Consider the following 21,799-nt stretch of genomic DNA (forward strand, 5'->3'; position numbering starts at 1 on the left):
AAATTAAAGATTTAAACCTCTCCTACACTACCACTCTACAACCCTATCACTCTCTTACAAGCGGCATTGTAGAACATCTCAGCAAGCCTCCCATTTTAGAGATCTCTCTGTAAGGAATTTCTTCAACAGTCATTCCCCATTCGTTTCTTAAGTAATTGTTCATTCTGGTAAATGCTTTGTCCGAGACTACTATATCAGGAGATATAGAGAAGATATTCGGGAACATTTCAAACATTTCTTCATCATTGATGTGGAAACAATTTTCTTCTCCGAAAATATCAATAATTAAACGGTAATCACTTTCGTCTACAAATCCGTTTTTGTAAATAATACATTTGTCTTCTCCTACTGGATTGAATGTACAATCTAAATGAAGAATTCCTTCAAACGGAACTTTATCATTTTTTTTCAGTTCAAGATCAATAATTCTTTTCTTGGGAAAGTATTCTTTTAAGATTTCGATGGCATACTCATTGGTTCTTGCCGTCTTATAGTTTCTGTAATCTTCACTGAAGCAGGTTCCGATGAAAATAAAATCATTCCATACGATAACATCTCCACCTTCGATATGTGCTGTTTCCGGAAGGTTAATAATTTTTCTCCATGCTACTTTTTCAAAAACGCTTTTGTACGCTTCCTGCTCATCTGCTCTGTCTGCGATCACATTTGAAATGATCATCTTATCATCAATTACAAACGCTACATCTCTTGAGAATACCTGATTATAATCCTCAATGATACTTGGACGCAACACTTCAACGTCATACTTTTTTAAAACAGCTTCAAAAGCGTTCATTTCATTAACGATATCCTCTTCTTTGGGATAAATATTATGTTCGATTGAGTAATATGACTTTGCGTCATAACTTTCCTCTAGTGTGGGAACCGGTCCCAATGAATTAGGCTGACCTAGTACTACAGACTTCAGCCTACCCGTTTCGTTTTTAATGTTTAGTCTCATAAAGATTTATGCAATACTACAAATATAAGTAAAGGTCTCTACCTATAAAACTTTTGCTTTGTTTTATATATTAATTTTAATGGCTTTAGTAGACCTTCGTTAGAAAATTTTCCCCTTTATCACGCCATCTACAGTACTGAGTATATACAAATAACTACAACCTACTATATTTCATCTATATAAGTACAACAAAACAGATATTTTTATAATTTAAATTCCTATCTTAGTGATATAATTTTCGCGAAATTATATCTTTAAAACTTAACTATTAACATCAAAAATCAAAATCATGACTAAAAACAATTCAGTGCTGAAAAACGCACAAAAACTTGGAAGAGATCAACAGAAGTCTGTAATGGGCGGTGCTCCTATTTCAACAGCAAGAAGATGTTGTGAATGGGACCAAAATGGAAAATGCTATATCTGGACATGTGATAGATGCCAGTGTCCATAAAAACAATAACCTGCTTTTTAAGCAGGTTTTATTTTATAATACTGTAAAAATAAAAAATCCCAAAGCAAGCTTTGGGATTTTGATATGGTAAAAGCAAATATTATCTGCTTGCAATATCGATATAGTTTCTTTCCTGAGCACCTTGGTAAACCTGTCTTGGTCTTCCGATTGGATCTCCTTTCAATCTCATTTCTTTCCACTGAGAAATCCATCCTGGAAGTCTTCCTAATGCAAACATTACTGTAAACATTTCAGTAGGAATTCCCAGAGCTCTGTAGATGATACCTGAATAGAAATCTACATTTGGATATAGTTTTCTTTCTACGAAGTACTCATCTTCAAGTGCTACTCTTTCTAACTGCATTGCAATATCAAGAGCTTTATCCTGGATACCTAATGCTTTAAGGATATCATCAGCAGCTTTCTTGATGATTTTTGCTCTTGGATCGAAGTTTTTGTATACTCTGTGTCCGAATCCCATTAGACGGAAGCTATCTCCTTTGTCTTTAGCTTTAGCCACATATTTAGATACATCACCACCATCTTTCTCGATAAGCTCAAGCATTTCGATTACAGCCTGGTTAGCACCACCGTGAAGTGGTCCCCAAAGTGCAGATACCCCAGCAGAGATAGAAGCAAAAAGACCTGTATGAGCAGAACCTACCATTCTTACAGTAGAAGTAGAACAGTTTTGTTCGTGGTCAGCATGAAGGATTAATAATTTATCTAATGCATTTACAACTACCGGATCGATTTCGAAATCAGCATTTGGTAATCTGAATGCCATTTTATAGAAGTTCTCTACATAGTTTAGGTTGTTATCCCCGTGGTTTAATGGTAAACCTTGAGTTTTTCTGTAAGTCCAAGCACAAAGGTGAGAGAACTTAGCGATCATTAGCTCAGCAGCGTGATCCATTTCTTCTTTAGAGTTTACGTTAACGGCTTTCGGGTTGAAAGCTGTCAAAGCAGAAGTCATAGAAGAAAGAACTCCCATAGGGTGAGCAGAACGAGGAAAAACATCAATGATCTTTTTCATTTCGTCTGCGATGAAGTTATATTTTTTAATGTTGTTGTCGAAAGAAGTAAATTGATCCTGAGTAGGTAATTCTCCATGTAATAAAAGATACATTACTTCTGTGAAGTTAGATTTCTCAGCAATTTGCTCGATAGGATAACCTCTGTAGAATAATTCTCCTTTATCTCCGTCTAAGTAAGTGATGTCGCTAATAGTAGCTCCTGTATTTTTGTAACCTAAATCCAGAGTGATCAAACCTGTCTGGTCTCTTAATTTTGAAATATCAATCCCTCTGTCTCCGATAGTACTATCCACGATTGGATATTCATATGAATTACCGTCGTAATTCAATATTACTTTGTTGTCTGACATTATTTATTTTTTTTTAAATATACTACTTTCCATAAAATACGGCAAACAAAAATTATCGCTTGCCGTTATTTATAAATTCGATTATCTTTTAATTTTGAATGCTTCTAATCCAGGGAAAATTGCAGTTTCACCAAGTGCTTCTTCAATTCTCAATAGTTGGTTATATTTCGCCATTCTGTCTGATCTTGAAGCAGAACCAGTTTTGATTTGTCCGCAGTTCATTGCTACTGCTAAATCAGCAATAGTAGAATCTTCTGTTTCTCCTGATCTGTGAGACATTACTGAAGTGAACTTGTTGTTCTGAGCCATTTGTACAGCAGCCATTGTTTCAGAAAGAGAACCAATTTGGTTTACTTTTACAAGGATTGAGTTGGCAATACCTTCTTTTACTCCTCTTGATAATCTGTCCACATTTGTTACAAATAAATCATCACCCACCAACTGTACTCTGTCACCGATTTTATCAGTCAGCATTTTCCATCCTTCCCAGTCATCTTCCTGCATACCGTCTTCGATAGAAATGATTGGATATTTAGCAGCTAATTCAGCAAGGTAAGAAACCTGCTCTTCTCTTGATCTGTGAGCTCCTTTATCACCTTCGAATTTTCTATAATCGTAAGTTCCGTCTTTGTAGAATTCTGAAGCCGCACAGTCTAATGCCAACATGATGTCATCACCAGGCTTATATCCTGCTTTTTCGATAGCCTGAAGTAGAGTATCCAAAGCATCTTCAGTTCCGTTGAAAGTTGGAGCAAAACCACCTTCATCCCCTACAGCTGTAGAAAGACCTCTTCCTTTAAGGATAGATTTCAGGTTGTGGAAAATTTCAGTTCCTTTTCTTAATGCATGAGAGAAAGAATCTGCTTTTACCGGCATGATCATAAATTCCTGGAATGCGATAGGCGCATCAGAGTGTGAACCACCGTTGATTACATTCATCATTGGAACAGGAAGAGTATTTGCATTTACACCACCTACATATTTATATAGAGGCATTCCCAATTCTGCAGCTGCAGCTCTTGCTACTGCTAAAGAAACACCAAGAATTGCATTAGCACCTAGATTTCCTTTGTTAGGAGTTCCATCAAGATCAATCATGATCTGATCGATATAGTTTTGTTCAAAAACCGGCTGTCCAACTAAATTCTCTGCAATTACTTCTTTTACATTTTCAACAGCTTTCAAAACTCCTTTTCCCTGGTATTCTGAACCTCCGTCACGTAATTCTACAGCCTCATGTTCTCCTGTAGATGCTCCTGAAGGAACAGCTGCACGACCCATAGCACCGTTTTCTGTAAATACATCCACTTCAATGGTAGGATTACCTCTGGAATCTAAAATTTGTCTTGCTTCTATGTAAGAAATTGCACTCATTTTTTATTTTTTTTAGTTTAGACAAATTTAATCAAAAATAAACTTTTGGGTGGTATTTCGGGACGATCTTTTACCACAAAATCTGAGTTAAATTTTAGTTAATTTTATAAATTCTAGCTGGTTTAAAATTTGAAATAAAAAAAAACAGAGTTCGCATACTTTTACGTAATTTTCAGAGTTAAAATCGAAGCTATTGGTTTGCTTTTTGATTGGATTAAAATCATTAAGATCTTCATTAGCGGAAGAAAAGAATATATTCTACACATAAAAAATAACCATTATGAAAAAAGGACTTTTAATAGCAGTTTCGGCATCTGCATTACTTCTTACAAGCTGCAAGAAAAGTGAAAGCGGAAACAAAAGCGTAATCAAAACAGACAGTTCAGAAACATTAGTTACAGATAACAATGGAAAAATTGATTCAGTAACGCAAAGTTCATCAACAATAGATGTGAACGGACAAAAAACTGAAAAAACGGATTTTGTATATAAAGCAACTGACGGAACATTAGTAAAAGTAATATTTAAGAATGATCCGAAAGAAAGTACAGTAGCTATTACCAGCAACAAGAAAACATTTACTCTTCCTAAAACTGAAACCAAAGGAGAAGAAACCATCTATAAGAAGGATGATATGACAGCAAGAGTAAAAGGAGACAGCTTACATCTCGAGCAGGGTAATAATATTATTGAACTGAAAAGAACAAAAATATAGAATAAAAAACGTCCAATGATTTGGACGTTTTTTTATAACATTTGTGAATTCAAGATAAGCTGAAGGATATTTACGATTGAATGCTTGATGGCGTTAATTTCCAAAAAAACGTAATAAAAAGACATAAAAAAACCATCCGGATTCCGGATGGTTTTCTATTTATATCTGAATGAATATTATTCTTCAGTTTTTTCTTCAGTAGTATCAGCTTTAGCTTCTTCTACTTTCTCTTCTACTGCAGGAGCATCAGCAACTACTGCTTCAGCTTTTTTAGGTGCAGCAGTTGATCTTCTGCTTCTTCTTGTAGTCTTTTTCTCTTCAGCATTAGGGTTGTAAAGCTCGTTGAAATCTACTAATTCGATAAGAGCAGTATCAGCAGCATCACCTGGTCTGAATCCTGTCTTGATGATTCTTGTATAACCACCGTTTCTTTCAGCGATTTTAGGAGCTACAGTTCTGAATAATTCAGCAACCGCAAATTTATTTTGAAGGTAAGAGAATACTACTCTTCTATTGTGTGTAGTATCTTCTTTTGCTTTTGTTAATAGAGGCTCAACATATACTCTTAAAGCTTTAGCTTTAGCTACAGTAGTGTTGATTCTTTTATGCTCAATTAGAGAACAAGCCATATTAGAAAGTAAAGCACTTCTGTGAGAAGCTGTTCTTCCTAAGTGATTGAATTTTTTACCGTGTCTCATTATTAATTATTTATCAGCGTCTAACTTATATTTTGCAACGTCGAAACCGAAGTTAAGACCTTTTGAATGCACTAATTCTTCTAGTTCTGTCAAAGATTTTTTACCAAAATTTCTGAATTTCATCAAATCAGACTTACTGTAAGAAACTAATTCTCCAAGAGTTTCTACTTCAGCTGCTTTTAGACAGTTAAGGGCTCTTACAGAAAGATCCATATCTGCTAATTTAGACTTAAGTAATTGTCTTGTATGAAGAGTTTCTTCATCATATTGGATAGATGCTTTTACAGCTTCAGTTTCAAGAGTGATTCTCTCATCAGAGAACAACATGAAGTGATAAATTAATATCTTAGAAGCTTCTGTTAAAGCATTCTGAGGGCTGATAGACCCGTCAGTTTCTATATCTAATACAAGTTTTTCGTAGTCTGTTTTTTGCTCTACACGATAATTTTCAATGCTGTATTGTACTTTCTTGATCGGCGTGAAAATAGAGTCAATAGCAATAGTACCTACAGGTGCATTGTTTGACTTATTCTGTTCTGAAGGAACATATCCTCTACCTTTTTCAATATTGAAAGTAATTTCGAAAGTTACATCACTGTTTAGGTTACAAATCACTAAATCCGGGTTTAACACCTCAAATCCGTTGATCGACTTTCCTAAATCTCCAGCAGTAATAATCGTTTGACCTGAAACTTTAGCAACAACCTGCTCATTAGCCTGTCCTTCTGCTGCAGCTTTTAATCTTACCTGCTTTAGGTTAAGAATAATTTCGGTAACGTCTTCGATTACTCCTGGAATAGTTGAAAATTCGTGCTCTACACCTTCTATTTTGATAGATGAAATAGCGTATCCTTCAAGAGAAGAAAGCAACACTCTTCTCAAAGCATTACCGATTGTAAGCCCGAAACCTGGTTCTAAAGGTCTGAATTCGAATTGACCTTTAAATTCATCAGAGTTAAGTAAAATTACTTTATCGGGTTTTATGAATTGTAAAATTGCCATATTATTGGGTTGAGCAAAAATTTGATTAAAAAATTATTTAGAGTAAAGTTCGACGATAAGGTTCTCCTTGATGTCTTCCGGAATTTGGATTCTTTCAGGAGCAGAAATGAAGGTACCTTCTTTCTTCTCATCGTTGAATTGTAACCACTCATAGTTTGACTTAGAAGCCAATGCATTGGTAACAACTTCAAGAGACTTAGACTTTTCTCTTACAGCGATTACATCACCAGCTTTTACCAAGTAAGAAGGGATATTAAGAATTTCTCCGTTCACAGTGATGTGTCTGTGAGAAACTAATTGTCTAGCTCCAGATCTAGTTTTAGCAAAACCTAATCTGTAAACTACGTTATCCAATCTTGATTCACAAAGTTGTAATAGAACTTCACCTGTTACACCTTTACTTCTGTGTGCTTTTTCAAATAAGTTTGCAAACTGTCTTTCTAAAATACCGTAAGTATATTTAGCTTTTTGTTTTTCAGCTAACTGAACTGCGTATTCTGATTTTTTAGCACCTCTTCTTTTGTTAGGACCGTGTTGTCCTGGCGGTTGGTTCTTTCTTTTTTCGAAGTTTTTATCATCTCCGTAGATTGCAGCACCAAACTTTCTAGCAATCTTAGTTTTAGGTCCAATATATCTTGCCATAATGGGTAAATTCTAAAAATTAAACTCTTCTTCTTTTTGGTGGTCTACATCCGTTGTGTGGCATAGGAGTCACGTCAACGATTTCTGAAACTTCAATTCCTGAATTGTGGATAGATCTGATCGCAGATTCTCTACCTGCACCTGGACCTTTCACAAACACCTTTACTCTTCTTAAACCAGCTTCGTGAGCTACAGCAGAGCAATTTTCAGCTGCCATCTGAGCAGCAAATGGAGTATTCTTTTTAGAACCTCTGAATCCCATTTTACCGGCAGAAGCCCAAGAGATAACCTCTCCGTTTTTATTTGTTAAAGAAATGATGATGTTATTGAAAGAAGCCTGAATATGAGCTTCACCAATAGCTTCAACTTTTACTTTTCTTTTCTTAACTACTTTAGTTTGTTTTGCCATAATTCCTAACGATTATTTACTAGCTTTTTTCTTGTTAGCAACAGTTTTTCTCTTCCCTTTACGTGTTCTAGAGTTGTTTTTCGTTCTCTGGCCTCTTAAAGGTAATCCAAGTCTGTGACGTATTCCTCGTTGGCATCCTATGTCCATCAATCTCTTGATGTTCAATTGCACTTCAGATCTCAATTCTCCTTCTACTTTTACGTTTTCAGAGATATATGTTCTGATTGCAGCCAATTCATCGTCATTCCATTCGTTGACTTTCTTGTCTTCGCTGATACCGGCAGCTTTAAGGATTTCAGAAGAAGTACTTCTTCCTACTCCATAGATGTAAGTTAAACCGATAACACCTCTTTTGTTTTTTGGTAAATCAATACCTGCAATTCTCGCCATAATTTAATGTTAACCTTGTCTTTGTTTAAATTTTGGGTTCTTCTTGTTGATTACGAATAGTACACCTTTTCTGCGTACGATTTTGCAATCAGCGCTTCTTTTTTTAATTGATGCTCTTACTTTCATTTTGATAGTATTTATTTTTTACAAATGCCAAATGGAATGAGTATCCCATTTGGCTAATTGTTTTAATATCTAAATGTGATCCTCCCTTTTGTTAAATCATAGGGAGACATTTCTAGTTTTACCTTATCACCAGGTAAAAGTTTAATATAGTGCATTCGCATTTTACCAGAAATATGAGCAATAAGAATATGCCCATTTTCAAGTTCTACGCGGAACTGAGCGTTCGAAAGTGCTTCCGTTATAACGCCGTCTTGTTCAATATGTTTTTGTTTTGCCATAAATTAATATCCAGTCGTTCTAGACAGTTTAGACTGCATTAAGCCATCATAATGATGGTTCAGCAGATATGTATTAATCTGTTGAACTGTATCTAAAATTACACCCACCATAATTAATAGTGACGTTCCCCCGAAAAATAGGGCGAACGCATCTGTCTGAACAAAGCTTCCATGCACAATTGCTGGAAGGACTGCAAAGATAGATAAAAAAATTGCACCTGGCAAGGTAATTTTTGATAAAATATCATCTAAATAATCTGCTGTCTCTTTTCCGGGTCTTACTTTCGGTACTAAACCTCCATTTCTCTTTAAATCATCAGCCATCTGGTTTACCGGAATTGTAATTGCAGTATAGAAAAATGAGAAGATAATAATTAATAGTGCAAACAATACATTGTACTGCCAGCTAAAAACGTTCTTGAAACCTGCAAGAAAAGTGTTAGACTCATCGAATTTTGTTAATAATCCTGGTACGAACATCAATGCTTGAGCAAAGATAATCGGCATTACACCAGCAGCATTTACTTTCAATGGAATCCATTGTCTTGCGCCCTGCATAAGATTTTTGTTTACACCTCCTCTCGCTTGAGCTCTGCTTACATACTGAATTGGAATTTTTCTAACAGCTACCGATAGGATTACTGCTAAAAGAACTACCAACATCCAGAATAATACTTCAATAAGGATCATGATAGATCCCATTCCTCCTTTTCCGTTCTGCACGGCCATCTCCTGTACGAATGCCTCAGGTAATCTTGAAAGGATCCCCACCATAATAAGGATAGAGATACCATTTCCGATTCCTTTATCGGTAATCTTTTCACCAAGCCACATTGCAAATACTGAACCGGCAACAAGAATAACAATACTTGGTAACCAGAACATGATTGAATTTGGCTCTACATAATATGCAGACTGGAACTGAGCATACGGTAAGAATAATTGAGTAATAGAAGTTAAGTAAGAAGGTGCCTGTACCAGACAAACCCCGATCGTTAACCATCTTGTAATTTGGTTCAATGTATTTCTACCTGACTCTCCATCTTTCTGAAGCTTCTGAAGATAAGGAATAGCCATCCCCATCAACTGAACAATAATAGAAGCAGAAATATAAGGCATGATTCCTAACGCCATTACGGAAGCGTGGCTGAAAGCTCCCCCCGTAAACGACGAAAGCAAGCCAAGGAGACCTGCTCCTTGCTTGTTACCGCCTTGATTTTTATAATGCTCTAAGAGATCTCCCACCTCTGCAAGATTAATTGCCGGAAGTGAGATATAAGATGCGAATCTATACACAAGGATAATTCCTAAAGTAAAGAGAATTTTATCTCTAAGCTCTTTAAGACTCCAAATATTTTTAAGTGTTTGTATAAATTCTTTCATTAGTAAGTATTATAAGGTAATTGCTTTTCCACCTGCTTTAGCAATAAGCTCTTCAGCAGATTTAGTGAATTTGTCAGCAGAGATTGAAACCGCAGATTTCAATTCTCCTCTACCCATAATTTTCACTAATTCGTTTTTAGAAACGATACCGTTTGCTACTAAAACTTCTTTCGTGATATCTCCAGTGATGGATTTGTTCTCGATTAAAGTTTGGATAGTATCAAGGTTCACTCCTCTAAACTCTTTTCTGTTTACGTTTTTGAATCCGAATTTAGGTAGTCTTCTTTGTAAAGGCATCTGTCCACCTTCGAAACCGATCTTCTGAGAATAACCAGCTCTAGCTTTCTGACCTTTGTGCCCTTTTGTTGAAGTACCTCCTTTTCCAGTACCTTGACCTCTACCAATTCTCTTTGAGTTGAAAGTAGATCCTGCAGCTGGTTGTATGTTATTTAAATTCATTTTAATTTCTCTTTTATAAAATTATTTTTGAACTTCTAGTAAGTGACCTACAGCAGCTATCATTCCTAAGATGGAAGGAGTAGCTTCGTGTTCTACAACTTGGTGAAGTTTTTTTAATCCTAATGCTTCAAGCGTTCTCTTTTGGGTTTTTGTTCTACCAATAGCGCTTCTTACTTGCTTTACTTTAATTGTTGCCATTGTTTTATTATTAACCGTTAAACACTTTACTTAGAGAAACTCCTCTCATTCTAGCAATCTCTTCAGGTCTTCTGATATCTAATAACGCTTTGAAAGTAGCTTTCACCACGTTGTGAGGGTTAGAAGATCCTTTAGATTTTGAAAGGATATCGTGAATACCAGCTGATTCCAATACTGCTCTTACCGCACCACCTGCGATAAGTCCTGTACCGTGAGAAGCAGGTCTTAAGAAGATATCTGCACCACCGTATCTAGCAGTAGTTTGGTGAGGAATAGTGTGGTTCATTACCGGAACTTTAACAAGGTTTTTCTTAGCGTCTTCAACTGCTTTAGCAATTGCAGAAGCAACCTCTTTAGATTTTCCTAAACCAAAACCGATAACACCTTCTTCGTTACCTACTACAACAATAGCAGAAAATCCGAAAGCTCTACCTCCTTTAGTTACTTTTGTTACTCTGTTAACAGCTACGAGACGATCTTTTAATTCTAATCCTCCCGGTTTTACTCTTTCTATATTATCTAGTCCTAACATATTTTCCGAAATTTAATGATTAGAATTTAAGTCCACCTTCTCTCGCACCATCAGCTAGAGCTTTTACTCTACCGTGATATACGAAACCGTTTCTGTCAAATACAATATTTTCGATTCCTGCAGCAACAGCTTTAGCAGCGATAGCTTTACCAACAGCAGCAGAAATTTCAGTCTTAGTACCTTTAGCGTCTACACCTTTCTCTCTAGAAGAAGCTGATGCTAAAGTTTTACCACTTTTATCGTCGATTAACTGAGCGTAAATTTCCTTATTACTTTTGTATACAGATAATCTTGGCAATTCAGAAGATCCAGAGATTTTCCCTCTTACTCTTCTTTTGATTCTTATTCTTTTTTCTAATTTACTTAATGCCATAATACTTATAATTTATTAAGCAGATTTACCAGCTTTACGTCTAACAATTTCTCCTACGAATCTTACACCTTTTCCTTTGTAAGGCTCAGGTTTTCTGAAAGAACGGATCTTTGCAGCTACCATCCCTAGAAGTTGGTTGTCGTGAGACGTTAAAGTAATAATTGGGTTTTTACCTTTTTCAGTCAATGTATCTACTTTTACTTCGTTTGGAAGTTCTAATACGATACCGTGAGAGAATCCTAAAGCTAACTCAAGTTTTTGACCTGCGTGTGAAGCTCTATATCCTACCCCTACTAGTTCAAGTTTCTTTTCGAAACCTGCACTTACACCAACAATCATGTTGTTGATTAACGCTCTGTATAAACCGTGAAGCGCTTTGTGTTGCTTAGAATCAGATGGTCTGTTTACGTTAAGTTCACCATCTTTTTGTTCTATAGTAATTCCTGCTGTAAGCTCTTGAGAAAGTTCTCCTTTTGCTCCTTTTACAGTTACTACACCTTCGTTTTCAGTGATTGTAACTCCAGCTGGAATTGTTATAATTGCTTTACCAATTCTTGACATTTTCCTCTGATTAAAAATTAATAAACATAGCAGATTACTTCACCGCCTACTTTTTCTTCTCTAGCTTTCTTGTCAGTCATTACTCCTTTAGAAGTAGAGATGATAGAAATACCCAAACCGTTTAGTACTCTTGGAAGCTCAGCTGAACCTTTGTACTGTCTTAAACCTGGTCTTGAAGCTCTTTGAATAGACTTAATAGCAGGTTTGTTAGTTTGCTTATCGTACTTTAAAGCGATTTTGATCACTCCTTGAACAGCGTTATCTTCAAACTTGTAGTTTAAGATATACCCTTGATCAAATAAGATCTTAGTAATCTCCTTTTTGATTTTCGATGCAGGAATTTCCACCACTTTGTGGCCTGCGCTTTGTGCGTTCCTTACTCTTGTTAGGAAATCTGAAATTGGATCTGTTACCATTTTTCTTTTATAAATTATTGGTTAAAGAACAATCAGTTTTGCAAAGACTTGAAGAGTAAAATATCAGACGTCAGAAATCTTCGGTCTGATATTTTTATCTTTAGTATCTGAACAACTTAATTGTTCCGATTTTTAATTAGTAATTATTACCAACTAGCTTTTCTTACACCTGGGATAAGACCGTTGTTAGCCATTTCTCTGAAAGTTACTCTGGAAATACCAAACGTTCTCATGTATCCTCTTGGTCTACCTGTTAGTTTACATCTGTTGTGTAATCTTACAGGAGAAGCATTTTTAGGCAATTTTTGAAGTCCTTCGTAATCACCAGCTTCTTTAAGAGCTTGTCTTTTAGCAGCGTATTTAGCAACTAGTGCTTCTCTTTTGCGCTCACGCGCTTTCATTGATTCTTTAGCCATTTCTTAGTTCTTTTTAAATGGTAAACCGAAGTGAGTTAATAATGCTTTAGCTTCTTTATCTGTCTTCGCAGTTGTAACGAAAGTGATGTCCATCCCTTGGATTTTTTTCACTTTGTCGATTACGATTTCAGGGAAGATAATCTGCTCAGTAATACCTAAGTTATAGTTACCTCTACCGTCGAAACCATCAGCTTTGATTCCAGAGAAATCTCTGATACGTGGTAAAGCAGAAGCAGTAAGTCTGTCTAAGAATTCATACATTTGATTTCCTCTTAAAGTAACTTTAGCACCTACAGGCATACCTTTTCTCAATTTGAAAGCAGCTTCGTCTTTCTTAGAGATCGTACCAACAGCCTTTTGACCAGTGATATTTGTAAGCTCTTCTACAGCATAATCAATGATTTTTTTGTCTGCAGTAGCATCACCTAAACCTTGTGATACAACGATTTTCTCTAATTTAGGTACTTGCATTACTGACTTGTACCCGAATTCTTCCATCATTGCAGGAACAATTGTCTCTTTATATGCTTTTTTGGGTCTTGCTATATATTCCATGTGTTATTTAAAATTATAAAGTTTCACCCGTTTTTTTGTTGATTCTTACTTTCTTATCTCCTTCGATTTTGTAACCGATTTTGATAGCTTTTCCGTCTTTACCAACTAAAGCTACGTTTGAGATATGAATAGAAGCTTCTTTTTCAACGATTCCTCCTTGAGGGTTAGAAGCTGAAGGCTTAACGTGCTTTTTGATGATGTTAAGTCCCGCAACAATTACTCTAGGGTCTCTTCCTTCTTTCTTGATCACTTCAATAACTTCACCAGTCTTACCTTTAATTTCTTTCTTTCCAGTAGTAATGATTACGTTATCTCCTCTTTTTATTTTTAACTTTGACATTTTTTTTAAAATTTTAAATATTAAAGTACTTCAGGAGCTAATGAAATGATTTTCATATATTCTTTGTCTCTCAACTCACGAGCAACTGGTCCGAAAACACGAGTTCCTCTCATTTCTCCCGCTGCGTTTAGTAATACACAAGCATTATCGTCGAATTTGATGTATGAACCATCTTTTCTTCTTACTGCCTTTTTAGTTCTTACTACTACAGCTTTAGATACCTGACCTTTTTTAGCGTTTCCTGATGGTGTAGAATCTTTGATCGTAACAACGATTTTATCACCAACTGAAGCATATCTTCTTCTGGTTCCTCCCAGAACTCTAATAACTAGTACTTCTTTAGCACCTGTGTTATCAGCAACTTTTAATCTTGATTCTGTTTGTAACATTATTACTTAGCTTTTTCAATGATTCTTACTAATCTCCATCTCTTGCTCTTGCTCATAGGTCTAGTTTCTTGGATAAGAACTGTATCACCTTCTGTGCATTCGTTGTTCTCGTCGTGTGCAGTATATTTTTTCGTTTTTAGAACGAATTTACCGTACATCGGGTGCTTTACTCTTGTAGTTTCGCTAACAACAATAGTTTTTTCCATTTTATTGCTGGAAACCACTCCGATTCTTTCTTTTCTTAAATTTCTATCCATTGTAAAATGAAATTATTGTTTGTTAGTTAACTCAGTATTTAGTCTAGCGATTGTTTTTCTCAAATCTCTGATTTGAATCGGGTTTTCAATTGGGCTGATTGCATGAGCCAATTTCAATTTAGAATATTGAGCTTTTGCTTCAGTTAATTGAGCTTGAATATCACCCGCGCTTAAATTTTTAATATCAGCTTTTTTCATTGTATTCAAAGATTAAAGAGGTTTAACAAAATCGTTAGCAACGATGAATTTAGTAACTACTGGTAATTTTTGTGCAGCAAGTCTAAGAGCTTCTTTCGCAACTTCGTAAGGAACTCCACCTACTTCGAACATAATTTTACCTGGCTTTACTACAGCTACCCAGTATTCAACAGCACCTTTACCTTTACCCATACGTACTTCCGCTGGTTTCTTAGTAATTGGCTTATCTGGGAAGATTTTGATCCATAGTTGACCTTCTCTCTTCATATATCTTGTCGCAGCAATACGAGCAGCTTCAATTTGTCTTGCAGTGATCCAAGCACCTTCTGTTGCTTTGATCCCAAAAGTTCCGTAAGCAAGTTGACTACCTCTTTGGGCATTCCCCTTCATCTTCATCTTGTGAACTCTACGGAATTTGGTTCTTTTTGGTTGTAACATAATCTCTAAATTTTAGATTTTAGATTTTAGATTTTAGATTTTTTTTAATTTTAAAAAAGTAACGGTAATTTAAAATTCAAAATTTCTAATCTAAAATTTTAATTATTATTGTTATTGTTGTTGTTTTTTCTAGGTCTTCTGTTGTCTCTGTCTCCTCCTCTGTTTCCTCTGTCTGACTGACCTCCTTTTTTCTGTTGTCCCACTAGTGGAGAAAGTTCTCTTTTACCGTAAACTTCACCTTTCATGATCCAAACTTTTACTCCTAGTCTACCGTAAGTAGTGTGAGCTTCTGCCCAGTGATAATCGATATCAGCTCTGAAAGTTGACAATGGAATTCTTCCTTCTTTGAAAGATTCTGATCTTGCCATTTCAGCTCCGTTCAATCTACCAGAGATTTGAACTTTGATACCTTCAGCACCCATTCTCATAGTACTTGCCATTGCCATTTTAACAGCTCTTCTGTAAGAAATTCTGTTTTCAATTTGCTTAGAAATACTATCAGCAACTAATACAGCATCTAATTCAGGTCTTTTGATTTCGAAGATGTTGATTTGAATATCCTTACCTGTAAGTTTCTTCAATTCTTCTTTCAATTTATCAACTTCCTGACCTCCTTTACCGATGATTAATCCCGGTCTAGCAGTAGTGATTGTAACTGTTACTAATTTAAGTGTTCTTTCAATATAGATTTTTGAAATACCACCTTTAGATAATCTAGCCTCAAGGTATCTTCTGATTTTGTAGTCTTCAGCGATTCTGTCTCCATAATCGTTTCCACCAAACCAGTTAGAATCCCATCCTCTGATGATACCTAATCTATTACCAATTGGATTTGTCTTCTGTCCCATACCTTGATTAATTTTCTTTATTACCTAAGATTAATGTAACGTGGTTAGATCTCTTTCTGATTCTATACCCTCTACCTTGTGGAGCTGGTCTTAGTCTCTTTAATTGTCTTGCACTATCCACGAATATTTCTTTAACGATAAGGTTTGCTTCCTCGATGTCAGCTCCTTCGTTTTTCACTTGCCAGTTAGCAATAGCTGAAAGAAGTAATTTCTCTAACTTGTTAGAAGCTTCTTTCTTAGAATATTTAAGGATGTAAAGTGCTTTGTCTACCTGCTCTCCTCTAATGATATCAGCAACTAATCTCATTTTTCTTGGAGAAGACGGGCAATTATTTAATGAAGCTTTTACAACGTCTTTGTTAGCTTCTTTTCTTGCGATTGAACTATCTTGTTTTCTTGATCCCATGATTATCTGCTTCCTTTGTTTTTGTTACCACCATGACCTCTGAAAGATCTTGTTGGAGAAAATTCGCCTAACTTGTGACCAACCATGTTTTCTGTAACATAAACTGGGATAAAAGATTTCCCATTGTGTACAGCAATAGTTTGTCCTACGAAGTCCGGAGAGATCATAGATGCTCTAGACCAAGTTTTGATAACTGTCTTCTTACCAGACTCTATATTTGCCTGAACCTTCTTATCTAAAGTATGATGAATGAACGGTCCTTTCTTAAGTGATCTTGCCATAATTATTTTCTTTTAGATACGATGTAACGGTTAGACACTTTGTTTTTCTTTCTAGTTTTGTAACCTTTAGCTGGTTTACCGTTTCTAGATCTTGGGTGACCTCCTGAAGAACGTCCTTCACCACCTCCCATTGGGTGATCAACCGGGTTCATTACAACCGCTCTTGTTCTTGGTCTTCTACCTAACCATCTGCTTCTACCAGCCTTACCTGATACAGTTAATTGGTGATCTGAGTTGGAAACTGATCCAATCATTGCCATACATTCAGTAAGGATCATTCTTGATTCTCCTGAAGGTAATTTGATGATTGCATATTTACCATCTCTAGAAGTTAATTGAGCTGAAGAACCAGCACTTCTTGCTAAAATTGCACCTTGACCAGGCTTCATTTCAACACAAGAAATAACAGTACCTAAAGGAATGTTTTTCAACTTCATTGCGTTCCCTACATTTGGTTCAACGCTTTCACCTGAAACTACTTTCTGATCAACTTTGATACCGTTTGGAGCGATGATATATCTCTTCTCTCCGTCTGCGTACTCTAATAAAGCGATAAATGCAGTTCTGTTTGGATCGTATTCTACAGATTTTACAGTTGCTTCAACGTTTGCTTTGTTTCTTTTGAAGTCAATAATTCTGTATTTCTTTTTGTGTCCACCTCCGGTGTAACGCATGGTCATTTTACCTGTATTGTTACGTCCACCTGACTTTTTAATACCAACTACTAGAGATTTCTCTGGCTTGTTAGTAGTAATTTCCTCAAAATTGTTTACAATTCTGAATCTCTGTCCCGGGGTGATAGGTTTTAATTTTCTAACAGACATTACTATTATTTATAATTAATAATTAATTTACAGCAAAAATATCGATAACCTCACCTTCAGCAAGTTTGATTACCGCTTTTTTCAATTTATTTGTCTTTCCTACTTGAAGACCTTTTTTAGTGTATTTTGAAGAAACCTTCGGAGCATAAATCATTGTGTTAACGTCTGCTACTTTTACACCGTAAGCTGCTTCAACAGCCTTTTTGATCTCGATCTTATTCGCCTTAGGGTTAACTAAGAAAGAATAAGTACCTCTTAAATCTGTAAGATAGTTAGCCTTTTCTGAAATAACTGGTTTAATAATAACTGACATGACTTATTTCTTTAAATTTTCCTGGAATTTTTCAACTGCACCTTCGAAGAAAATGATCTCACCAGCGTTCACTAAATCGTAAGAACTGATCTCGTTGAAGTTCATTACTTTAGTTTTAGGTAAGTTTCTTGAAGATAAATACACATTCTTGTTAGCTTCAGGAAGAACGAATAAAGATTTTTTACCGTTAAGTTCCAATGCGTTTAATACATTGATGAAATCTTTAGTCTTAGGAGCGTCAAAGCTCACATCTTCTAAAACTTTAATGCTGTTGTCTCTCATTTTTTGAGATAAAACAGATTTTTTAGCTAATCTCTTAAGAGCTTTGTTCAATTTGAATCTGTAGTCTCTTGGTTTTGGTCCGAATACTCTACCTCCACCTCTGAAAGTTGGAGATTTAATATCACCATATCTAGCAGATCCTGATCCTTTTTGCTTCTTAAGCTTTTTAGTAGAAGCAGTAATTTCGCTTCTTTCTTTTGCTTTATGAGTTCCTTGTCTTTGTGCAGCAAGGTACTGTTTAACTTCTAAGTAAACCGCGTGCTGATTTGGCTCAATTCCGAATACTGTTTCGTCTAGAGTTACTTTTCTTCCGGTCTCTTTTCCTGATGTATTTAATACTACTAGTTCCATTTTCTGATAATTACATAAGAATTTTTAGCTCCCGGAACAGCACCTTTTACTACTAAAAGATTTTGTTCTTGATCAACTTTTAACACTTGAAGGTTTTGAACAGTTACCTGCTTACCTCCCATTCTTCCAGCCATTCTCATCCCTTTGAATACTCTTGAAGGGTCTGAACCAGCACCGATAGAACCTGGAGCTCTAAGTCTGTTGTGCTGACCATGAGTTGCCTGCATTACACCTCCAAATCCGTGTCTCTTAACAACACCCTGGAAGCCTTTACCTTTTGAAGTTCCTGTTACGTCAACATATTCACCTTCTAGGAATAAATCAACTTTTACTTCTTCTCCTACTTTTACTTCATCAACGAATTCTCTGTAGAATTCTACTAATTTAGCTTTAGGAGCAGAACCAGCCTTTTTAAAATGACCAGCTAACGCTTTACCAACGTTCTTCTCACTCTTGTCATCGAAACCTAATTGAACAGCTTTATAACCGTCTTTTTCTAAGGTTCTGACCTGTAAAACCGAGCATGGACCAGCTTGAATAACTGTACAAGGAATGTTTTTCCCTTCTTCGTTAAACAAAGATGTCATACCGATTTTTTTACCAATAATACCTGACATTGTTTATATTATAATAAAATTTATCCTTTATTTTCTCCCATTTTTCGGAAGTCTGAAGTGATTTCTACTTTTGATATAGGCACACTACGCTCCTAAAATGAGTGTGCAAATTTATGAATAATTTTGTAACTGACAAATATTTACACTAAAATATTTTGATTTTTAATCATTTAGATCATTTTCGGAAACAAAATGGGATTTACTAAAATGAATCAATCATAAAAACTGCACTTTTTTCTCCAATCATTAATTTTAATAATTCAGAGCCACCAGCAAGAAGCAAAACAAGTGCCATAACTATACGATAATGAAACATTTCGATGTTTTAACGAGAAAACAGAATCTTCACATAGATGATCAAATGAAAGATGATAACGATTGATCATAAAAAACAAAAACCTATGATCGCTCACAGGTTTTATATTCATACGTAAAAAAATTATTTCATCACATTCACTCCTATTTCTTCAAGTTTAGCTTCATCTTCTGTAGCAATGCCATTATCAGTAATCAAATAATCTACCTGATCGAGAGAAGCAATTTTGCCGAACCCCTTTTTATTTAATTTAGAAGAGTCCGCAAGAACTACTGTTTTGTCTGCACAATCAATCATTACCTGATTAAGATGAGCTTCTGCTGCATTAGAAGTACTGATGCCAAATTCCAGATCAATTCCATCTACTCCCAGAAAAAGCGTATTACATGAAAACTGCTTAAGAATTCCTTCTGAAATGGAGCCTACAATAGAAGTTGAACTCTTCCTTACCTCTCCTCCTAACTGTATGACATTAATGTTCGGATTATTGCAAAGTTCTATAGCAACCCTTAATGAAGATGTCAAAACGGTAAGCGGACCGAAATTCATCAGCATCCTTGCAAGATAATGCATGGTAGTTCCCGACGCCAGAATGATACAATCATTTTCCTGAATTAAAGGGAGTGCAGCTTTGGCAATAGCCTGTTTTGCCTCTACATTGATACTTTCTTTTTCTCCTACATTTTTTTCATAAGCATATCTTACCTGCTTACTTGCCCCTCCATGATTTCTAAAAAGAAGCCCGAGACTTTCGAGATAGTTCAAATCCTTTCGAATCGTAACTGAAGAAACATTCAGTTTTTCGCATAAATCCTGAACAAGAACATGTCCTTTTTCGTCCAGCTCTTTTAATATTTCATCATGCCTTGGTATTAGCTTCTCCATTTTATTCGTTTCTTCAAAATTACCGTTTTTTTTTCAGAAATTAAAATTTCATTTATTTTCTTTTTGCTTTCATTTTTAATTTATATATTTGAAAACGAAACATAAACGAAATATTTATGAAACGAAACGAAGAACTAAGTAAATTAACCAATGTAAAAGAATGGGACTTTATTGTCATAGGAGGAGGAGCCAGTGGTTTAGGTTCAGCATTAGACGCAGTAAGCAGAGGATTCAAGACTTTATTGATTGAATCTCATGATTTTGCGAAAGCTACTTCCAGCAGAAGTACCAAATTGGTACATGGGGGAGTAAGATATTTAGCACAAGGAGATGTAGGATTAGTAAAAGAAGCTTTAAAGGAAAGAGGTTTATTGGCAAAAAATGCCGCACATATAGTGAAAAACCAGTCTTTCATTATTCCTAATTATACCTGGTGGGGAGGAATCTATTATAAAATAGGCTTATCGGTGTATGATTTCCTTGCCGGAAAATTAAGTTTAGGGAAAACAAGATATATCAGCAAAGCAAAAACTATTGAAAAACTACCTACTATTGAACAAAATCATTTAGCAAGTGGTGTTGTTTACCAGGACGGTCAGTTTGACGATTCCAGACTTGCGATCAATTTGACCCAAACGATTATTGAGAAAGGAGGAAGTGCCGTTAACTACGTAAAAGTAGTTAATCTACTAAAGGATGATAAGGATAAAGTAATTGGTGTTGTTGCAGAAGATCAGTTTTCGAAACAACAATATCAGCTTTATGCAAAAGTTGTAATCAATGCAACAGGTGTTTTCACGAATGATATCCTTAATATGAATAATCCTAAGCATGGTAAGCTTGTGGTTCCAAGCCAGGGAATTCACCTTGTATTGGATAAATCATTCCTGAAAAGTGATGATGCCATTATGATTCCTAAAACTTCAGACGGAAGGGTTTTATTCGTTGTGCCTTGGCATGACAGAGCTTTGGTAGGAACTACAGATACTCTTTTAAAAGATGAAAGTTTCGAGCCCCGTGCTTTGGAAGAAGAAATCAATTTTGTTTTAAATACTGCAAGACAATATCTATCTAAAAAACCAACCCGCGAGGATGTAAAATCTGTATTTGCCGGACTTCGTCCTCTTGCCGCTCCAAAAGATGGAAGCAAAAGTACAAAAGAAGTTTCCCGAAGCCACAAAGTAATCGCTTCTAACACAGGATTAATTTCTATCATCGGAGGAAAATGGACTACTTACCGTAAAATGGCTGAAGATACTATTGATAAAGCCATGCAGGTTCATAATCTTGGGAATACAAGTTCTAAAACTGAACATCTTTCTATTCACGGAAATATAAAACCGGAGCAGGTAGACAGAACAAACCATTTATATGTGTACGGATCTGATATTCCTGCTATAAAAGCTTTACAGCAAAGCAACCCACGTTTTGCTCAAAAAATACACCCTGATCATCCGTTTACTGTAGCAGAAGTAGTATGGGCTGTACGAAATGAAATGGCAGAAACCATTGAAGATGTTCTTGCAAGAAGAGCACGTATGTTATTCTTAGATGCAAGGGCTGCTATAGACAGCGCGCACAATGTGGCAAGAATCATTGCTGAAGAAAAGGGACAATCTGAGGAATGGGCTCAACAGCAGGAAAAAGAATTTATAGAATTGGCAAAAGGATATTTATTAACGCCTTATTCACCTAAAGTTATTAACCTAAATTAATACACGATAT

35 protein-coding genes are annotated in these 21,799 nt (G+C 35.7%); 3 read left to right on the plus strand and 32 right to left on the minus strand.

What is annotated here, in order from left to right; all coding sequences use genetic code 11:
- Positions 1-46: 46 nt before the first annotated feature.
- Complete coding sequence (locus AC5YGG_RS00225; protein WP_496142445.1) at positions 47-961, minus strand: dimethylarginine dimethylaminohydrolase family protein; 915 nt, start codon at positions 959-961, stop codon at positions 47-49.
- A 289-nt stretch (positions 962-1,250) separates the two neighbouring features.
- On the opposite strand from AC5YGG_RS00225, the gene AC5YGG_RS00230 reads away from it, so the two are divergent.
- Positions 1,251-1,415, plus strand: coding sequence for a hypothetical protein (locus AC5YGG_RS00230; RefSeq protein WP_496142446.1), 165 nt, complete (start codon positions 1,251-1,253; stop codon positions 1,413-1,415).
- Between the two features lie 100 nt (positions 1,416-1,515).
- On the opposite strand, the gene AC5YGG_RS00235 is transcribed toward AC5YGG_RS00230, so the two are convergent.
- Both AC5YGG_RS00235 and eno read right to left on the minus strand, forming a co-directional pair.
- Positions 1,516-2,802: a citrate synthase gene (locus AC5YGG_RS00235; RefSeq protein WP_034694713.1), complete on the minus strand. Its 1,287-nt coding sequence runs from the start codon at positions 2,800-2,802 to the stop codon at positions 1,516-1,518.
- A gap of 81 nt (positions 2,803-2,883) precedes the next feature.
- Positions 2,884-4,176 (minus strand): phosphopyruvate hydratase, encoded by a 1,293-nt coding sequence (eno, locus tag AC5YGG_RS00240; RefSeq protein ID WP_160139492.1) that lies wholly within the window; start codon positions 4,174-4,176, stop codon positions 2,884-2,886.
- 280 nt (positions 4,177-4,456) lie between these two features.
- On the opposite strand from eno, the gene AC5YGG_RS00245 reads away from it, so the two are divergent.
- Complete coding sequence (locus AC5YGG_RS00245) at positions 4,457-4,891, plus strand: hypothetical protein (protein WP_496142447.1); 435 nt, start codon at positions 4,457-4,459, stop codon at positions 4,889-4,891.
- A 176-nt stretch (positions 4,892-5,067) separates the two neighbouring features.
- Here AC5YGG_RS00245 and rplQ read toward each other — a convergent pair whose 3' ends face one another.
- From rplQ to AC5YGG_RS00390, 29 genes are all read right to left on the minus strand, one after another.
- Positions 5,068-5,589: a 50S ribosomal protein L17 gene (gene rplQ, locus AC5YGG_RS00250; RefSeq protein WP_496142448.1), complete on the minus strand. Its 522-nt coding sequence runs from the start codon at positions 5,587-5,589 to the stop codon at positions 5,068-5,070.
- Positions 5,590-5,595: 6 nt separating this feature from the next.
- On the minus strand, positions 5,596-6,591 hold the full coding sequence (locus tag AC5YGG_RS00255) for a DNA-directed RNA polymerase subunit alpha (protein WP_027371705.1): 996 nt from the start codon (positions 6,589-6,591) through the stop codon (positions 5,596-5,598).
- 33 nt (positions 6,592-6,624) lie between these two features.
- Entirely contained in the window at positions 6,625-7,233 is a 609-nt protein-coding gene (gene rpsD, locus AC5YGG_RS00260) for a 30S ribosomal protein S4 (protein WP_045491111.1), read from the minus strand.
- Positions 7,234-7,252: 19 nt separating this feature from the next.
- The gene (gene rpsK / locus AC5YGG_RS00265) at positions 7,253-7,642 is read right to left on the minus strand and encodes a 30S ribosomal protein S11 (protein WP_034694697.1); all 390 of its coding nucleotides are present in this window, start codon (positions 7,640-7,642) and stop codon (positions 7,253-7,255) included.
- 12 nt (positions 7,643-7,654) lie between these two features.
- Positions 7,655-8,032 (minus strand): 30S ribosomal protein S13, encoded by a 378-nt coding sequence (gene rpsM / locus AC5YGG_RS00270; protein ID WP_002983260.1) that lies wholly within the window; start codon positions 8,030-8,032, stop codon positions 7,655-7,657.
- Positions 8,033-8,041: 9 nt separating this feature from the next.
- Positions 8,042-8,158, minus strand: coding sequence for a 50S ribosomal protein L36 (rpmJ, locus tag AC5YGG_RS00275; RefSeq protein WP_007839480.1), 117 nt, complete (start codon positions 8,156-8,158; stop codon positions 8,042-8,044).
- Between the two features lie 62 nt (positions 8,159-8,220).
- Complete coding sequence (gene infA, locus AC5YGG_RS00280) at positions 8,221-8,436, minus strand: translation initiation factor IF-1 (protein ID WP_034684855.1); 216 nt, start codon at positions 8,434-8,436, stop codon at positions 8,221-8,223.
- A gap of 3 nt (positions 8,437-8,439) precedes the next feature.
- Entirely contained in the window at positions 8,440-9,819 is a 1,380-nt protein-coding gene (secY, locus tag AC5YGG_RS00285) for a preprotein translocase subunit SecY (RefSeq protein ID WP_065395924.1), read from the minus strand.
- Positions 9,820-9,828: 9 nt separating this feature from the next.
- Positions 9,829-10,278 (minus strand): 50S ribosomal protein L15, encoded by a 450-nt coding sequence (rplO, locus tag AC5YGG_RS00290; RefSeq protein ID WP_103246800.1) that lies wholly within the window; start codon positions 10,276-10,278, stop codon positions 9,829-9,831.
- Between the two features lie 21 nt (positions 10,279-10,299).
- Positions 10,300-10,476: a 50S ribosomal protein L30 gene (rpmD, locus tag AC5YGG_RS00295; RefSeq protein WP_027371710.1), complete on the minus strand. Its 177-nt coding sequence runs from the start codon at positions 10,474-10,476 to the stop codon at positions 10,300-10,302.
- A 10-nt stretch (positions 10,477-10,486) separates the two neighbouring features.
- Positions 10,487-11,008, minus strand: a complete 522-nt coding sequence (gene rpsE / locus AC5YGG_RS00300) for a 30S ribosomal protein S5 (protein WP_042721505.1) — start codon at positions 11,006-11,008, stop codon at positions 10,487-10,489.
- A 19-nt stretch (positions 11,009-11,027) separates the two neighbouring features.
- Entirely contained in the window at positions 11,028-11,381 is a 354-nt protein-coding gene (gene rplR, locus AC5YGG_RS00305) for a 50S ribosomal protein L18 (RefSeq protein WP_496142449.1), read from the minus strand.
- Between the two features lie 15 nt (positions 11,382-11,396).
- A complete protein-coding gene (gene rplF, locus AC5YGG_RS00310) occupies positions 11,397-11,942 on the minus strand; it encodes a 50S ribosomal protein L6 (RefSeq protein WP_438559708.1) in 546 nt (181 codons plus the stop codon).
- Between the two features lie 17 nt (positions 11,943-11,959).
- A complete protein-coding gene (rpsH, locus tag AC5YGG_RS00315; RefSeq protein WP_002983236.1) occupies positions 11,960-12,358 on the minus strand; it encodes a 30S ribosomal protein S8 in 399 nt (132 codons plus the stop codon).
- A 146-nt stretch (positions 12,359-12,504) separates the two neighbouring features.
- Complete coding sequence (rpsN, locus tag AC5YGG_RS00320) at positions 12,505-12,774, minus strand: 30S ribosomal protein S14 (protein ID WP_002983233.1); 270 nt, start codon at positions 12,772-12,774, stop codon at positions 12,505-12,507.
- A gap of 3 nt (positions 12,775-12,777) precedes the next feature.
- On the minus strand, positions 12,778-13,329 hold the full coding sequence (gene rplE, locus AC5YGG_RS00325; protein WP_034694682.1) for a 50S ribosomal protein L5: 552 nt from the start codon (positions 13,327-13,329) through the stop codon (positions 12,778-12,780).
- Between the two features lie 13 nt (positions 13,330-13,342).
- The gene (gene rplX, locus AC5YGG_RS00330; RefSeq protein WP_496142450.1) at positions 13,343-13,669 is read right to left on the minus strand and encodes a 50S ribosomal protein L24; all 327 of its coding nucleotides are present in this window, start codon (positions 13,667-13,669) and stop codon (positions 13,343-13,345) included.
- 20 nt (positions 13,670-13,689) lie between these two features.
- Entirely contained in the window at positions 13,690-14,058 is a 369-nt protein-coding gene (gene rplN, locus AC5YGG_RS00335; protein ID WP_002983226.1) for a 50S ribosomal protein L14, read from the minus strand.
- A gap of 2 nt (positions 14,059-14,060) precedes the next feature.
- Positions 14,061-14,315 carry a 30S ribosomal protein S17 gene (rpsQ, locus tag AC5YGG_RS00340; protein ID WP_027387210.1) on the minus strand — a complete coding sequence of 85 codons (255 nt, stop codon included), beginning with the start codon at positions 14,313-14,315 and terminating at the stop codon, positions 14,061-14,063.
- 12 nt (positions 14,316-14,327) lie between these two features.
- A complete protein-coding gene (gene rpmC, locus AC5YGG_RS00345; protein WP_027381309.1) occupies positions 14,328-14,513 on the minus strand; it encodes a 50S ribosomal protein L29 in 186 nt (61 codons plus the stop codon).
- Positions 14,514-14,525: 12 nt separating this feature from the next.
- Positions 14,526-14,951: a 50S ribosomal protein L16 gene (gene rplP, locus AC5YGG_RS00350; protein ID WP_002983219.1), complete on the minus strand. Its 426-nt coding sequence runs from the start codon at positions 14,949-14,951 to the stop codon at positions 14,526-14,528.
- A gap of 98 nt (positions 14,952-15,049) precedes the next feature.
- Positions 15,050-15,799: a 30S ribosomal protein S3 gene (rpsC, locus tag AC5YGG_RS00355; protein WP_034694675.1), complete on the minus strand. Its 750-nt coding sequence runs from the start codon at positions 15,797-15,799 to the stop codon at positions 15,050-15,052.
- 7 nt (positions 15,800-15,806) lie between these two features.
- Entirely contained in the window at positions 15,807-16,205 is a 399-nt protein-coding gene (gene rplV / locus AC5YGG_RS00360; protein WP_029297778.1) for a 50S ribosomal protein L22, read from the minus strand.
- Positions 16,206-16,207: 2 nt separating this feature from the next.
- A complete protein-coding gene (gene rpsS, locus AC5YGG_RS00365) occupies positions 16,208-16,486 on the minus strand; it encodes a 30S ribosomal protein S19 (RefSeq protein ID WP_002983209.1) in 279 nt (92 codons plus the stop codon).
- A gap of 2 nt (positions 16,487-16,488) precedes the next feature.
- The gene (gene rplB / locus AC5YGG_RS00370; protein ID WP_002983208.1) at positions 16,489-17,310 is read right to left on the minus strand and encodes a 50S ribosomal protein L2; all 822 of its coding nucleotides are present in this window, start codon (positions 17,308-17,310) and stop codon (positions 16,489-16,491) included.
- A gap of 22 nt (positions 17,311-17,332) precedes the next feature.
- A complete protein-coding gene (gene rplW, locus AC5YGG_RS00375) occupies positions 17,333-17,623 on the minus strand; it encodes a 50S ribosomal protein L23 (protein WP_045491154.1) in 291 nt (96 codons plus the stop codon).
- A 3-nt stretch (positions 17,624-17,626) separates the two neighbouring features.
- Positions 17,627-18,256, minus strand: a complete 630-nt coding sequence (gene rplD / locus AC5YGG_RS00380) for a 50S ribosomal protein L4 (RefSeq protein WP_105683332.1) — start codon at positions 18,254-18,256, stop codon at positions 17,627-17,629.
- Positions 18,247-18,873, minus strand: coding sequence for a 50S ribosomal protein L3 (gene rplC, locus AC5YGG_RS00385; protein WP_115973408.1), 627 nt, complete (start codon positions 18,871-18,873; stop codon positions 18,247-18,249). Before rplC ends, rplD begins: the two co-directional genes overlap by 10 nt.
- A gap of 439 nt (positions 18,874-19,312) precedes the next feature.
- Positions 19,313-20,074: a DeoR/GlpR family DNA-binding transcription regulator gene (locus AC5YGG_RS00390; RefSeq protein ID WP_496142451.1), complete on the minus strand. Its 762-nt coding sequence runs from the start codon at positions 20,072-20,074 to the stop codon at positions 19,313-19,315.
- A gap of 116 nt (positions 20,075-20,190) precedes the next feature.
- Here AC5YGG_RS00390 and AC5YGG_RS00395 point away from each other — a divergent pair, with 116 nt between their 5' ends.
- A complete protein-coding gene (locus AC5YGG_RS00395) occupies positions 20,191-21,789 on the plus strand; it encodes a glycerol-3-phosphate dehydrogenase/oxidase (protein ID WP_496142452.1) in 1,599 nt (532 codons plus the stop codon).
- Positions 21,790-21,799 lie beyond the last annotated feature (10 nt).

It is taken from the genome of Chryseobacterium sp. CS2K3 (assembly GCF_059515185.1).

What these genes read in the sequence shown, in the direction of transcription:
- rpmC (WP_027381309.1), bottom strand. Translation starts at nt 14,513, where the DNA reads ATGAAAAAAGCTGATATTAAAAATTTAAGCGCGGGTGATATTCAAGCT.
- rpsS (WP_002983209.1), bottom strand. Translation starts at nt 16,486, where the DNA reads ATGGCAAGATCACTTAAGAAAGGACCGTTCATTCATCATACTTTAGAT.
- rplE (WP_034694682.1), bottom strand. Translation starts at nt 13,329, where the DNA reads ATGGAATATATAGCAAGACCCAAAAAAGCATATAAAGAGACAATTGTT.
- AC5YGG_RS00395 (WP_496142452.1), top strand. Translation starts at nt 20,191, where the DNA reads ATGAAACGAAACGAAGAACTAAGTAAATTAACCAATGTAAAAGAATGG.
- AC5YGG_RS00225 (WP_496142445.1), bottom strand. Translation starts at nt 961, where the DNA reads ATGAGACTAAACATTAAAAACGAAACGGGTAGGCTGAAGTCTGTAGTA.
- infA (WP_034684855.1), bottom strand. Translation starts at nt 8,436, where the DNA reads ATGGCAAAACAAAAACATATTGAACAAGACGGCGTTATAACGGAAGCA.
- rpsN (WP_002983233.1), bottom strand. Translation starts at nt 12,774, where the DNA reads ATGGCTAAAGAATCAATGAAAGCGCGTGAGCGCAAAAGAGAAGCACTA.
- rpsH (WP_002983236.1), bottom strand. Translation starts at nt 12,358, where the DNA reads ATGGTAACAGATCCAATTTCAGATTTCCTAACAAGAGTAAGGAACGCA.
- AC5YGG_RS00390 (WP_496142451.1), bottom strand. Translation starts at nt 20,074, where the DNA reads ATGGAGAAGCTAATACCAAGGCATGATGAAATATTAAAAGAGCTGGAC.
- AC5YGG_RS00255 (WP_027371705.1), bottom strand. Translation starts at nt 6,591, where the DNA reads ATGGCAATTTTACAATTCATAAAACCCGATAAAGTAATTTTACTTAAC.
- rpmD (WP_027371710.1), bottom strand. Translation starts at nt 10,476, where the DNA reads ATGGCAACAATTAAAGTAAAGCAAGTAAGAAGCGCTATTGGTAGAACA.
- rplQ (WP_496142448.1), bottom strand. Translation starts at nt 5,589, where the DNA reads ATGAGACACGGTAAAAAATTCAATCACTTAGGAAGAACAGCTTCTCAC.
- rpsD (WP_045491111.1), bottom strand. Translation starts at nt 7,233, where the DNA reads ATGGCAAGATATATTGGACCTAAAACTAAGATTGCTAGAAAGTTTGGT.
- AC5YGG_RS00235 (WP_034694713.1), bottom strand. Translation starts at nt 2,802, where the DNA reads ATGTCAGACAACAAAGTAATATTGAATTACGACGGTAATTCATATGAA.
- rplO (WP_103246800.1), bottom strand. Translation starts at nt 10,278, where the DNA reads ATGAATTTAAATAACATACAACCAGCTGCAGGATCTACTTTCAACTCA.
- rpsM (WP_002983260.1), bottom strand. Translation starts at nt 8,032, where the DNA reads ATGGCGAGAATTGCAGGTATTGATTTACCAAAAAACAAAAGAGGTGTT.
- secY (WP_065395924.1), bottom strand. Translation starts at nt 9,819, where the DNA reads ATGAAAGAATTTATACAAACACTTAAAAATATTTGGAGTCTTAAAGAG.
- AC5YGG_RS00230 (WP_496142446.1), top strand. Translation starts at nt 1,251, where the DNA reads ATGACTAAAAACAATTCAGTGCTGAAAAACGCACAAAAACTTGGAAGA.
- eno (WP_160139492.1), bottom strand. Translation starts at nt 4,176, where the DNA reads ATGAGTGCAATTTCTTACATAGAAGCAAGACAAATTTTAGATTCCAGA.
- rpsK (WP_034694697.1), bottom strand. Translation starts at nt 7,642, where the DNA reads ATGGCAAAACAAACTAAAGTAGTTAAGAAAAGAAAAGTAAAAGTTGAA.
- rplV (WP_029297778.1), bottom strand. Translation starts at nt 16,205, where the DNA reads ATGGGATCAAGAAAACAAGATAGTTCAATCGCAAGAAAAGAAGCTAAC.
- rplW (WP_045491154.1), bottom strand. Translation starts at nt 17,623, where the DNA reads ATGTCAGTTATTATTAAACCAGTTATTTCAGAAAAGGCTAACTATCTT.
- rplR (WP_496142449.1), bottom strand. Translation starts at nt 11,381, where the DNA reads ATGGCATTAAGTAAATTAGAAAAAAGAATAAGAATCAAAAGAAGAGTA.
- rplC (WP_115973408.1), bottom strand. Translation starts at nt 18,873, where the DNA reads ATGTCAGGTATTATTGGTAAAAAAATCGGTATGACATCTTTGTTTAAC.
- rplX (WP_496142450.1), bottom strand. Translation starts at nt 13,669, where the DNA reads ATGTCAAAGTTAAAAATAAAAAGAGGAGATAACGTAATCATTACTACT.
- AC5YGG_RS00245 (WP_496142447.1), top strand. Translation starts at nt 4,457, where the DNA reads ATGAAAAAAGGACTTTTAATAGCAGTTTCGGCATCTGCATTACTTCTT.
- rpsE (WP_042721505.1), bottom strand. Translation starts at nt 11,008, where the DNA reads ATGTTAGGACTAGATAATATAGAAAGAGTAAAACCGGGAGGATTAGAA.
- rplF (WP_438559708.1), bottom strand. Translation starts at nt 11,942, where the DNA reads ATGTCAAGAATTGGTAAAGCAATTATAACAATTCCAGCTGGAGTTACA.
- rpsC (WP_034694675.1), bottom strand. Translation starts at nt 15,799, where the DNA reads ATGGGACAGAAGACAAATCCAATTGGTAATAGATTAGGTATCATCAGA.
- rpmJ (WP_007839480.1), bottom strand. Translation starts at nt 8,158, where the DNA reads ATGAAAGTAAGAGCATCAATTAAAAAAAGAAGCGCTGATTGCAAAATC.
- rplD (WP_105683332.1), bottom strand. Translation starts at nt 18,256, where the DNA reads ATGGAACTAGTAGTATTAAATACATCAGGAAAAGAGACCGGAAGAAAA.
- rplN (WP_002983226.1), bottom strand. Translation starts at nt 14,058, where the DNA reads ATGTTACAAACAGAATCAAGATTAAAAGTTGCTGATAACACAGGTGCT.
- rplB (WP_002983208.1), bottom strand. Translation starts at nt 17,310, where the DNA reads ATGTCTGTTAGAAAATTAAAACCTATCACCCCGGGACAGAGATTCAGA.
- rplP (WP_002983219.1), bottom strand. Translation starts at nt 14,951, where the DNA reads ATGTTACAACCAAAAAGAACCAAATTCCGTAGAGTTCACAAGATGAAG.
- rpsQ (WP_027387210.1), bottom strand. Translation starts at nt 14,315, where the DNA reads ATGGATAGAAATTTAAGAAAAGAAAGAATCGGAGTGGTTTCCAGCAAT.